Here is a 10544-nt window from a genome sequence, read left to right on the forward strand (position 1 = left end):
GATTAAAAGCCGTTGGCTAGGAACTAGCCTTGGTAAAAGAACGGAGTTCTGTAAGTTAGGTAGCTGGAATACCAGTGTAATATCCTAAATACTACTTCGCGTTCCCAGAAGCTCGGTCATTTATGACCGAGTAGTTCACGAACGTTTATTAGCCCAACTACCAGCCAACGCCCAAAGCAGCATTGTAATGATTGGCGACAGCAAACAAGCAGACATTATAGGTGCTAGCCGGGCTAAGCTTGCCAGTATTTGGTTTCACCCTCAGGATCAGACACAAGCAGGTGGAGTGAGCGACTATCGACAATTGTTAAGAATAATTTTTCTTAACAATAAACAACAAAAGAATGATCCTGTTGAAGAAAATTAAAACGCATGGCTGATTGTCAAGCTTGTTGGCTCTTATAATTTTCGCCACTTTGCTTCACGATTTGTGAAATAATTGCCGAAAGAAAACAGTTCATATAACTAAAATCAATATAAACGTGCGTCAAATTTCTTGAAATTTTTAGCAAAATTTTCTTTATATCGTTCCACGTGAAACTCAAATATTAACATCAAATATCAATTAGGCCATTAAGGCTGCACTAGCCCTTAATGGCCTAATAAAATTACTTAATGCCATACTTCTTAGCAATTATTGCCCGAACATCATTAAAGTTTTTAATCGGTTGGGCAATTTGGGGATGGTCACCCAACATTTTCTCCATCCAGATCATATCGTACCAACAGTTAAACTTATAACCACACCGGTGAAATTCACCTACTAATCGATACCCAAGGTGGCGGTGAAACTGGGCACTATTTTTAGTTAGATATTTATCATCCTTGCCAACCGGATAACCAATGCAAGCATTCAGGTTTAGAATTCCCATTTCCTTAAGAATTTTCTCTAGGGCTGCATATAATTGTCCGCCAATACCATTATGTCGACATTCTGGATCAATGTAAATCGAAGTTTCCACACTCCAATCATAAGCTTTCCGTCCAACAAAAGGGCCAACATAGGCATAACCGACCACCTGATTACCTTGTTCTACCACAATATAAGGATATTTAACCAAGGTATTCGCCATTCGCTGTCGAAAATCATCCACGGTTGGTACGGTATATTCAAAAGTAATGACTGTTTTCTTTACATATGGTGCATAAATTTCAACCAATCGTGGGGCATCGGTCAAGCGGGCCACACGAATTGTCACATTTTTTGCCATTGGATTGCCTTCTTTTGATTATTTATTTTAGTGTAATGCACAAAGCAACCCACGTCTATTCGACCTTTTTTCGTTGACTTATTCGCATTCAAGATCATACTAGGGTAAACCTATGCTGTCTTGTAGCACCGTGCCAGTACTTGATGCCAGGCTCAACCAGTACCACATCACCGGGATGAAAGATGCCCCATTTCTGATAATAACTTTGTCGTTAACCAAAAGATGGCCGGGGGAACATTGACTGCCATTAGTCCTTGTCAGTATTTTTAACCATTTTTTGACCTAGTTCAGCAACAGTTAGCAAATACATTGCCAACATGCACCGCCGAATGAACGTCCAATCACAGCAAGAATTGATGGTAAGACTGTTTAACCTGCTTTAAGCGTCAACCAAATATTTGTGTTTCCTTGCTCCGTTTCAAAAAATAGAATAAAACAACGTTAAAGATCCAAATAAGCATACGAGAAAGAAGCAGAATACTTTAGGGAAATAAATCGTTTGGATTTTTTAAATTAAATAATGCTAACCAAGCCTCTCAAGTGGTTTACCACTAGCTAGAGGACCAAAGGGTTGAGATTTTTTCTCAACCCTTTTTATTTTTCAATAGGCAAATTAAGGAGGTAATACCAATGGTCAAAAAATTGGCTATGTGTCAACTGGTATTGATGCGGGCTTATACTCCTCACTTAAATGTGAGAAGCTTTTTTATGCAAATAAGCAATCAATTCTTAAAAAGAAAAATATTTGATTAGCGAATCCATAACAGATTCGTTTAAGAGCCCTAATTTTGCGGTTAATTCCTTCAAGTGGACCATTAACGGGGTCTTAATCATTATCTTCCAAACTATCATCAACTGGCTAGGCAGCCGTATCCATAGTGACTGCTGTTTAATCTGCTTTGGCATCGCCGCTTGCGCATTTTCTTTCATCTTTCTGCTAACGGCCAATACTTATCTTGATTTCATCCCCGGAATGGCTACTTTGACCTTGGGGGAAGCAACTGCCTTTCCGACCATCCCCGTTCTCATTAACAAATTGTCACCAGCTACCGTCAAGGATAAGTACCAAGGCTTATTAACTGCCTTTGTCTCAGTTGGCAAAGCAATCGGTCCACTGCTTGGTGGCATCGTAATTGACTATTACTCCTACCACATCCCTTTTGAAGCTTGCCTCCTAGTGTTAATTTTATTAACTATTATCGTTAGCGGAGTAGGATTGGTTAAACATCAGCAAACGCAAATTTTTGGGAAATAATCATAATACTCATTATTAGTTAGAAACAACGCTCAGACTAGTCCATTAATGCTCGCCTAAGCGTTGTTTTCCTATTTCATATGCTATTTCAAATTTCATGATGAAAATTAAGAACTATAGATCAATAATTTCCGGTTTAAAGTCAATCGCCGTCAAGAATTTAACTAAATCTGGCGTCTTGATAAAGATCGTGTGGGTATTTTCATTCGGGTGGAAGGTCTGAATTGGTTCATCAGCAATATCTTTATCAATGTAAACTTTAACATTGTGGTCTTTATTATTGAGTAGGCCAAATGGTGAAACGATCCCTGGTGCTAAACCCAACTGTTCCTGAAGGGCTTCCGGCCGGGCCATGGAAACCCGCTTAGCCCCAGTCAGATCTTGGAATTCATGGAAGTCCATCCGTTTCTTATCATCCATGATCACCATGTAGTATTTCTTCTTTTTACCTTTAAGAAACATTGTCTTAGTCCGTACACCCTCGTGGCCGGCGATGTACTCGTCTGCTTCCTCCGTTGTGTGAGCTGCTGGGTGGTCAATTACATAATAGTCAGTAATTCCCAGCTTCTTCAGTGCGTCCTTAACTTGCTGGTAAGTTCCCATTGGCATCGTTATCACTCCTTACTTATCTAATATTTCTATTATAATTCATGGCCGATTGGATAAAAACACATCATTATTTGGAATTGCTTCATAGGCCTAATCAATGTTGCTTACTTCTACTAACTATATTCCCTTATTATTTAAAATAGCTTGAAACTAATAGCAGTCTTTTTTACACTGAACTTAATTTTACAATCATTAAAAAGGTGAGTCATTTGAATAACAAAGCAAAAGGATTAATTTTGGCGATTACCGGGGCATCACTTTGGGGTGCTTCAGGAGCAGCGGTTCAATTTCTTTTTAGGAACCCATCTATCAATGAATATTGGCTCGTTGGACTGCGGCTCCTCGGTGCAGGGCTTTTACTGGTGGTCTATTCATTAGTAACTAATTATCGCAAAATCAAGTTACTATTTAGCAGTTGGCGACGGATTTGGTACCTAATCATTTACTCTTTTGTTGGAATGGGTGCATCTCAACTGGCTTACTATGTTGCAGTTAAATATAGTAATGCTCCGACGGCAACTGTTATTCAATACCTGGCACCGGTCTTCATTATTTCTTATCTGGCTTTGCGAACACGGTCCCTACCACGACGGATTGATGTAATTTCAATCATTATTGCCTTAATAGGGACCTTGCTTCTTGTAACTAATGGCCATTTGAACCAATTAGCTCTCTCCCCACTCGCCCTTACTTGGGGACTTTTAGCTGCCGTTGCCGAAGCAATTAATACCATTATGCCTAGTCAACTTTTCCGAGATTTTGGAACAATCACTATAGTAGGTTGGTCAATGCTGATTGCCGGCTTAGCATTTCTTCCCCTTTATTGGACAATGCCAACACCAGTAATGAATACAACTGATATCTTAATGATTCTTTTTATCATTATTTTTGGTACCCTGTTAGCCTATACTCTTTATCTTGCTAGTATTAATTTTATTGCTGCTAGTACAACGGGAATGTTGGGCGCCTTTGAACCGTTGATTGCCACTTTGCTAGCGGTCTTTTTCTTAAGTACTCCTTTCAATCTCTTAGACTGGCTTGGTAGCGGGCTAATTATATTAGCAACACTTTTACAAGCTTGGCCAAATGAAGTGAAAACCATCCACCAAAAATAACGGTAGCAAAGTCAAACCAGATTGTTCTTTTGATAAAATATGATTAAAGGTACGACTAGTTAACAAGTTAATTTACCAAATAAGCGAGGGCCAAATCATGACATTAATCTACTACAACAACGAACTAACCAAGAAATTAGGTAAAAAGCAACCTCAGACATCCAACACAACAATTAAAATACAGCCATTTACGACCTGGTTTGTTGCACCAATCGTGATTGAACGAAAGTCGTACTACTTATACGTTGAAGAAATTACCGGTTTTTCAATCATTACCAAAGCACTAACTACTAAGCAATTTGCACGAATATTTAGTAAAACCATTTCAAAGCTTGATTACCTAACCGAAGACCAACAAGCTAAAATCAAGGAAATAGCAACAGCAGACCTAACTTTTCGCTATACCTCATCAGCAACAGATTTTTCGTTAATGAAATATCGGCAATATATCAACCGGCATCCCCAAGAAATCACGGAACTATTGGACGACGTCAGCCTATTCAAACAAAGCCAAGATCGATTAGCACACCTTTCCATTGCTATTTCTCACCTCTTAGAGACAAAACCGGAATCTTTGTTTGCACGCAGACTAATTCAAATTGTCAATGAGGCTTTCCCAGACAAGCCCGGTAAACCAAAGCCTACATTTAAGTATGTGACCATCAAGCCTCACTTCGATGACCCACGCAAATGGAAAGAATATGAATGGCAAGAGGCTAAACAAAATCAACAAATTGTTAAGCAAATCCAGCGTAATAACCGTCAAATGATTAAGCAATACATCGCTACTCTACCAGCATCTTTTGAGTGGCCGCTTGAAATGTCAGAAGACTTTCTCGACGACTTTTTAAACCACTACCTTTTAACCGGGCCAGTTACTCTTGTTACCACCAGCCTTACTGAGGCCAACGCCTACTATTACGATTCCATAATGAAAGCTCCTGATAATTATGATGTTTACCAAGATCTCTTAATTGGTTTTTACCGTTTTTTGAGTAAGACCGGAATTATTCGTAAAAGTGATAGTCATCATATTTTCCTAAACCTTCAACACACTGCGCGAGAATCCCTTGGCTTCGGTAATCGACGCGAACGGGCTACATATTTTGTTAAGCAATTAACCTCACTGTTTGGAGATCATCCAGATACCATTCAGCTGATGCTTCAAGACATCCAAGACAACATGGAGTTGCTAGAGAAAAAACGTTTCTCCACCCAACCAGCCAAGAAACCTTTAATCCCTAGCAATAAAACCTATGAATTTCGAGTTAAGCTGAACGACTTTCGCCCGTCAACTTGGCGACGTTTCATCATCAGTGGCGACAAAAGTTTAAACGACCTTGAAAAGACCATCATTATCATGTTTCATGGCTTCTTTGAACACCTTTACAGTCTGCGCAATAAAAAAACAAATGAAGTTTTCGAATTACCTGAAGAAATGGACGAAATGCTTCCATCGTTCTCCAATGTGAATATTAAGGACGCAAATAAGGCTTATGTTTCTTCGCTTAAAACTGGTGATCGACTTCTTTTCACCTATGACTTTGGCGATAGCTGGGAATTTTCGGTCCACGTTCGTAAAATCATTAACAAGCCCGGCCCTGAAAATGCCCAGGTTCTTGCCGGCAAAGGTTACGGCATCGTTGAGGACATTGGTGGTGTTGGTGCCCTACAAGCCTACTATGACGATTACCAAACCGGTCACGTTGACCCGGATCTGAAGGAATGGATGGGTGAACCACTGATTGATCTTAACCAATTCGACCTAGAAAAGATTAATGACTTACTGCAAGGAGGATACTAATTATAAAAGCAGGTATTATGAGTGGTTAGCTCGTGGTACCTGCTTTTGTTGACATTATTGGAGTCTTCGTACATTAAATTACTAAAACTTTATTTTCATCTGATCCGCACTAAAAATCGAACCAATAATTATCAATTGGTGTTGTTCATCAATTCGGTAAAAGATCTCATAACTTTTCCCAATTAAGAGTCGATAGGTCGGTCGCTCTAGTTGATATAATTCTGTTACATCTTGTCCCATTTTAGGAAAGTGTTTTAATAAATCAATTTTATATTCGATTTGCCTAACGAAACGTTGAACTTTATCTTTACTAATATGCAAATTATTAATCCAATAAAAGATAATTTGCTGCAAAGACTGAGCAAAATGATTCGTATATTTAACCTTCATTCATCATTGCCATCCATACTTCTTAAATTTTGCTTTCATTTGTTTTTCATCTAACAAATCATCATCAAAGCTTTGTTCGATCAACGCCCGATCATGGGCAATCTGTGCAGGTGATGGCAACGGTTTATATTGAATAGTTCCATCATTCAATAATTGAGGTTCAAAAAACGTATTTTCGGCAACACAAAATTGTGCAGGGATGGTTAACATCAGTGAAGTACCCTGCTTTCTTGATTTAATTGGTTGGCTTTTCATCTACTCATCCTCTTTTTATAATTATATCATAATTATAAATAAAAGCCCAAGTAATCACCCAGGCTTTAAGTTATCAACCTTTAATTTCCTTCAGCCATTCGTCAAGGACCTGGTTGAGCAGGTGCTCATTGTTTAACGTCCCTATTGTCAATTCCAGTAAGTCGTGTACCTGACCATTATGTAACGTGCCTTCAAGTCACCTAGATACTTCTCGTCATGATCATAGAAAGTGACCCACGGGTAGACCGACTTGCCGGCAAAGTCAGCCTTCTGAAGAAATGACTGTAACGGGTTAGCAAGTGTAAAGCCCCAAAAAGGTCCACCAAATAAGATCCGTTGATATTTGTCCATCTCTGGATAACCTGTTTTCAGTTTCGGAGGGTTAGCAAGCTCTTGAAGCACATAACCATCTTTAGGATCAAGCACAGCTACTGAGCAACCATGACCAGAAGCAGCGGAAGTAACACAGCCCCATCAGGATGAACTTCTAAAGCCGAGAGTACCCGTTTGGTGCGGTAAATGAGTAAATTTATATACCTATTTATTTTCATATCAACACAATAAATATCGCCTTGAAGAGAAACACAAACAGGGAGATGATCACGCCGATTAAAGTTGAGATCTTCCAAAATATTAATAGCAGGTTTGTCCTTGCCCAAGAGAATATCATAAAATGTTCTGCTACTGCAGTTGTTAAATTTTTTATTAGATAGCCATAGGACAGAATCGATCCCCCATCCCAATAAAACAGTTTATTCGTCCATATTTTCCCTCATTCGATCTTTCTAATTACTTTTGCTGGACAACCAGCCACAATACTATTTGCAGGCACATCTTTAGTTACAACTGCACCGCCCGCAATTACAGCATTAGCACCGATGGTAACACCAGGCAAGATTAAAGCATTAGCACCAACCCAGACATTTTTACCTAGTTTTACCGGTTTGCATCTTAAAATATTGTGTTCCGTTAAATCATGATTATCCGTAACAATGGAAACATGAGGTCCAATCTGTGTTCCTTCATCAATCTCAATACCAGCAATTGCCATTGCCGTAAAAGAATGGTTGATAAAAACATGACCATGTGTTTTGAATTGTTGCGGAAAATCAATCTGAGTAGGTGTCATTATCGTTAACCCAGCTGGGTAATGACCAGCAAAAAGTTGACTAAAAGCTTCTTCTTGTTCTGGTGTACGTGGACGAGTATGGTTGAGTTTAAATAGTACATCATCAGCTCGATGCAGTTCTGGTACTACGACCTTTTGGTATTCATCAGAATACATATCAACCATTGTGCCATTCGCAATTTCATTAAAAATATTCATTTAAAAACCTCTTTTTTCATTAAAAACAATATGCTGTTCACGAGAGGCAATTAGCCATTTATTACCTTGTTTAACCAAAGTATCAATATAACGAATGGAACTAATATTCAATACATTTTTGCCATTTTCTTCATTTTCAATAGTTGCTTGACAATAATGGATATCCGTGGCTTCATGATCATTTTTTAGGTCAATTACTTGTTGGCCATTCATGTGATAGGAAGATTTAGCATTAGCCATAGCAGCCCCAAACTTCTCTTCCATTTCTTTACTCCCATTAATTTCCAGCACTTTTTTATTGCCGGCATAGATTATAATCTTAGTGTCTGGTGTAAATAGCTTAGCCTGAGCCCGAACGTCTATTTCTAATGTTGAGAAACGATCGATAACTTCCCTAATTGCTTCCTTATCTTCTAATTCTTGCAAACTCATATTTATTTTCCTTTCCTTGAGATAATTTCTTTTAAGTCAGAAGTTTATTCTTATTTTTCAGTAATTTTATCATCCACACGTTGAAAATGTTTAAGCCCATCCCAAACGATTTTTGCATTGCTACTATGTGGAATATGTGTTTCCTTAGGTACCAGGACTAGCCGAGCAAAAGGATACTTGAAGCCTTTCCTTAAATACTCAGAAAAAATCAATTTGTTTCTTACTTGTCGCTTATCATGGCCATAAGGATCGTAATCAAAATAAGTGACTGCCCTTTGATAAACACGATCTGGCTTATAACCCCAATAAGGATATTTTTGATAATCAGCTTTTTGTGTACCGATCATTCGATTACCAGTAAAAAGGTCACGTAAAGCTACCTTTTCATCATCCATAACAGCAGTCTTACCACCTAGATGGTCAATGTATTCTTTACTACCCTGAATTAACACAAAGGGGATTTCCACATTTTTATTACGTGCATAACCAATCATCCAGCCCATCGCACCAATGCCAGCTAACAAATGGGGATAGGTATTGGCCAACGCTACTGAGCTAGCACCACCATTAGAAAAGCCCACTGAATAAATGCGGTGTTCATCGATATGGTATCTTCTCTCAGCTGCTTGAATGACATGCATAAAGAAAGTCGTTTCTGAATAAGTCGCATAATCATCATATTCTGGTGCCACCACAATCATATTTTCTTTCTGTGCCAGGTCTTTCCAACCATTAGTCATGGCTTCTGCTTGTGGGTTGCCCGTTGTGCAATTTAAGTCCAAGACTAAGGGCAGTTGCTTACTTTTTTGCTCCAAATTAGTCTTCCTGCCGTAAACATAAACACGGCGACCATCAACTTGAAATAAATACTCATAACCTTTTTTCATGGCTAACCACCTAAATCCCATCATTTGTAACCATAATTACTTGGCTTTCTAATTTTTCAGTCCTCTTCATCTTCTTTTTTTAACAATTTTAATAGTCAAACGTCATCTTGCCTAAGGCTTTAACCGTATCCGGTGTAAGCAAACCATTAAAGTAGGAATCCTTTTGGTCCAAACTGGCAATTTGCTTCATTTCCTCATCACTTAGTTTAATGCCCAAGGCACCAAAATTTTCCTTAATCCGCGAAGCATGAACAGACTTTGGAATCACCACGACGCCTCTTTGAATATTCCAAGCCAGCATGATCTGGCCAACAGTTTTACCATGTGCTTTAGCAATCTTGGTCAAGACAGGATTAGTAAAGATGCCCTGCTGTGCTTGACCCATTGGTCCCCAAGCTTCTGGTACAATGTCATTATCTTCTAACCATTTAACATTCTTGTTTTCAGGATTCAATGGATTGATCTCAATCTGATTAACAACTGGTTTAATCTCGTTATGCATCATTAAATCTTGTACTTGAAAACTTTGAAAGTTAGAAACACCAATATTTCTAACCTTACCTTCTTTAACAGCTTTTTCCATCGTCTGCCATGCCTTGTAATAGTTACCCATTGGTTGGTGCAAAAGCAGGAGATCAATATAATCTAAGCCTAACCGCCCTAATGCATCATCAACGGCATGCTCATTCTCATAATCTTGAACCCAGAGCTTAGTTGTCAAGAAAATATCTTTACGTGGAATGCCACTTTCTTTAATTGCTTTACCTACTGCCCCTTCGTTTAAATAACCAGCGGCAGTATCAATCAAACGATAGCCGTCTTTTAAAGCCTCTAAAACGACTCCTTTAGTTTGTTCTTCTGGAATTTGAAAAACACCATAACCTAAAACCGGCATTTGGTTGCCGTTATTTAATTTAACTGTTTGCTCCATTTCTTATTCCTCCTTAATGAGCTTGCGGACGATTAATCCCATAACTTTCATGACTGCCAAAGCTAGGATCATTGACTATCTTGGCAACCAAATCAGCAATAGCATAACGTGATACGTCATGGCCACCAAAGGGTTCACCCTTTTTTGTCAATTCATAATCCGCATTTCCGTTGTCTAACCACCCCGGCCTAATAATGGTATAGTCAAGGTCACTATTTTCAATTATGTCGGCTGCCTTTCTATATGGGCGTAAAATCATATTATGATATGGATCAGGAGATTCACCTAACCAAGCAGGAATTTCTTGATAGATACCCATCGTGGTGAT

At 38.7% G+C, this 10544-nt stretch carries 14 protein-coding genes and 1 pseudogene; 4 read left to right on the plus strand and 11 right to left on the minus strand.

Going from position 1 to position 10544, the window contains the following annotated elements:
- The first annotated feature begins 118 nt into the window (after positions 1-118).
- Positions 119-367, plus strand: coding sequence for an HAD hydrolase-like protein (locus ACEYV4_RS07355; protein ID WP_373842697.1), 249 nt, complete (start codon positions 119-121; stop codon positions 365-367).
- A 241-nt stretch (positions 368-608) separates the two neighbouring features.
- On the opposite strand, the gene ACEYV4_RS07360 is transcribed toward ACEYV4_RS07355, so the two are convergent.
- Positions 609-1211, minus strand: a complete 603-nt coding sequence (locus ACEYV4_RS07360; RefSeq protein WP_373842685.1) for an N-acetyltransferase family protein — start codon at positions 1209-1211, stop codon at positions 609-611.
- A 706-nt stretch (positions 1212-1917) separates the two neighbouring features.
- Positions 1918-2028 (minus strand): annotated as a pseudogene (locus ACEYV4_RS07365) (transposase); the annotation flags it as partial.
- A 33-nt stretch (positions 2029-2061) separates the two neighbouring features.
- Here ACEYV4_RS07365 and ACEYV4_RS07370 point away from each other — a divergent pair.
- Positions 2062-2466 (plus strand): MFS transporter, encoded by a 405-nt coding sequence (locus ACEYV4_RS07370; RefSeq protein WP_373842698.1) that lies wholly within the window; start codon positions 2062-2064, stop codon positions 2464-2466.
- 114 nt (positions 2467-2580) lie between these two features.
- Here ACEYV4_RS07370 and ACEYV4_RS07375 read toward each other — a convergent pair whose 3' ends face one another.
- Positions 2581-3075, minus strand: a complete 495-nt coding sequence (locus ACEYV4_RS07375; protein WP_373842686.1) for a prolyl-tRNA synthetase associated domain-containing protein — start codon at positions 3073-3075, stop codon at positions 2581-2583.
- Positions 3076-3275: 200 nt separating this feature from the next.
- Here ACEYV4_RS07375 and ACEYV4_RS07380 point away from each other — a divergent pair, with 200 nt between their 5' ends.
- Together ACEYV4_RS07380 and ACEYV4_RS07385 are read left to right on the plus strand one after the other, a co-directional pair.
- On the plus strand, positions 3276-4190 hold the full coding sequence (locus tag ACEYV4_RS07380) for a DMT family transporter (protein ID WP_373842687.1): 915 nt from the start codon (positions 3276-3278) through the stop codon (positions 4188-4190).
- A 97-nt stretch (positions 4191-4287) separates the two neighbouring features.
- Positions 4288-5994, plus strand: a complete 1707-nt coding sequence (locus ACEYV4_RS07385; RefSeq protein ID WP_373842688.1) for a plasmid pRiA4b ORF-3 family protein — start codon at positions 4288-4290, stop codon at positions 5992-5994.
- Positions 5995-6075: 81 nt separating this feature from the next.
- Here ACEYV4_RS07385 and ACEYV4_RS07390 read toward each other — a convergent pair whose 3' ends face one another.
- The 8 genes from ACEYV4_RS07390 to ACEYV4_RS07425 all read right to left on the minus strand — a co-directional run.
- A complete protein-coding gene (locus ACEYV4_RS07390; protein WP_373842689.1) occupies positions 6076-6384 on the minus strand; it encodes a type II toxin-antitoxin system RelE/ParE family toxin in 309 nt (102 codons plus the stop codon).
- Between the two features lie 3 nt (positions 6385-6387).
- The gene (locus ACEYV4_RS07395; RefSeq protein WP_373842690.1) at positions 6388-6639 is read right to left on the minus strand and encodes a toxin-antitoxin system; all 252 of its coding nucleotides are present in this window, start codon (positions 6637-6639) and stop codon (positions 6388-6390) included.
- 147 nt (positions 6640-6786) lie between these two features.
- A complete protein-coding gene (locus tag ACEYV4_RS07400) occupies positions 6787-6990 on the minus strand; it encodes a hypothetical protein (RefSeq protein WP_373842691.1) in 204 nt (67 codons plus the stop codon).
- A gap of 421 nt (positions 6991-7411) precedes the next feature.
- The gene (locus ACEYV4_RS07405) at positions 7412-7966 is read right to left on the minus strand and encodes a DapH/DapD/GlmU-related protein (protein WP_373842692.1); all 555 of its coding nucleotides are present in this window, start codon (positions 7964-7966) and stop codon (positions 7412-7414) included.
- Entirely contained in the window at positions 7967-8398 is a 432-nt protein-coding gene (locus tag ACEYV4_RS07410; protein ID WP_373842693.1) for a nuclear transport factor 2 family protein, read from the minus strand.
- 50 nt (positions 8399-8448) lie between these two features.
- The gene (locus tag ACEYV4_RS07415; protein ID WP_373842694.1) at positions 8449-9285 is read right to left on the minus strand and encodes a PHB depolymerase family esterase; all 837 of its coding nucleotides are present in this window, start codon (positions 9283-9285) and stop codon (positions 8449-8451) included.
- Positions 9286-9373: 88 nt separating this feature from the next.
- Positions 9374-10216, minus strand: a complete 843-nt coding sequence (locus tag ACEYV4_RS07420; RefSeq protein WP_373842695.1) for an aldo/keto reductase — start codon at positions 10214-10216, stop codon at positions 9374-9376.
- 13 nt (positions 10217-10229) lie between these two features.
- Positions 10230-10544, minus strand: a 315-nt coding sequence (locus ACEYV4_RS07425) for an NAD(P)H-binding protein (protein ID WP_373842696.1), incomplete at its 5' end; no start/stop codon positions are given.

Origin of the sequence: Limosilactobacillus sp. (assembly GCF_041859915.1) — a bacterium.
In the GTDB taxonomy this organism is placed as follows: domain Bacteria; phylum Bacillota; class Bacilli; order Lactobacillales; family Lactobacillaceae; genus Limosilactobacillus.

Coding starts and splice junctions, on each gene's coding strand:
- ACEYV4_RS07360 (WP_373842685.1), bottom strand. CDS start 1,211: ATGGCAAAAAATGTGACAATTCGTGTGGCCCGCTTGACCGATGCCCCA.
- ACEYV4_RS07375 (WP_373842686.1), bottom strand. CDS start 3,075: ATGCCAATGGGAACTTACCAGCAAGTTAAGGACGCACTGAAGAAGCTG.
- ACEYV4_RS07385 (WP_373842688.1), top strand. CDS start 4,288: ATGACATTAATCTACTACAACAACGAACTAACCAAGAAATTAGGTAAA.
- ACEYV4_RS07390 (WP_373842689.1), bottom strand. CDS start 6,384: ATGAAGGTTAAATATACGAATCATTTTGCTCAGTCTTTGCAGCAAATT.
- ACEYV4_RS07395 (WP_373842690.1), bottom strand. CDS start 6,639: ATGAAAAGCCAACCAATTAAATCAAGAAAGCAGGGTACTTCACTGATG.
- ACEYV4_RS07400 (WP_373842691.1), bottom strand. CDS start 6,990: ATGGACAAATATCAACGGATCTTATTTGGTGGACCTTTTTGGGGCTTT.
- ACEYV4_RS07405 (WP_373842692.1), bottom strand. CDS start 7,966: ATGAATATTTTTAATGAAATTGCGAATGGCACAATGGTTGATATGTAT.
- ACEYV4_RS07410 (WP_373842693.1), bottom strand. CDS start 8,398: ATGAGTTTGCAAGAATTAGAAGATAAGGAAGCAATTAGGGAAGTTATC.
- ACEYV4_RS07415 (WP_373842694.1), bottom strand. CDS start 9,285: ATGAAAAAAGGTTATGAGTATTTATTTCAAGTTGATGGTCGCCGTGTT.
- ACEYV4_RS07420 (WP_373842695.1), bottom strand. CDS start 10,216: ATGGAGCAAACAGTTAAATTAAATAACGGCAACCAAATGCCGGTTTTA.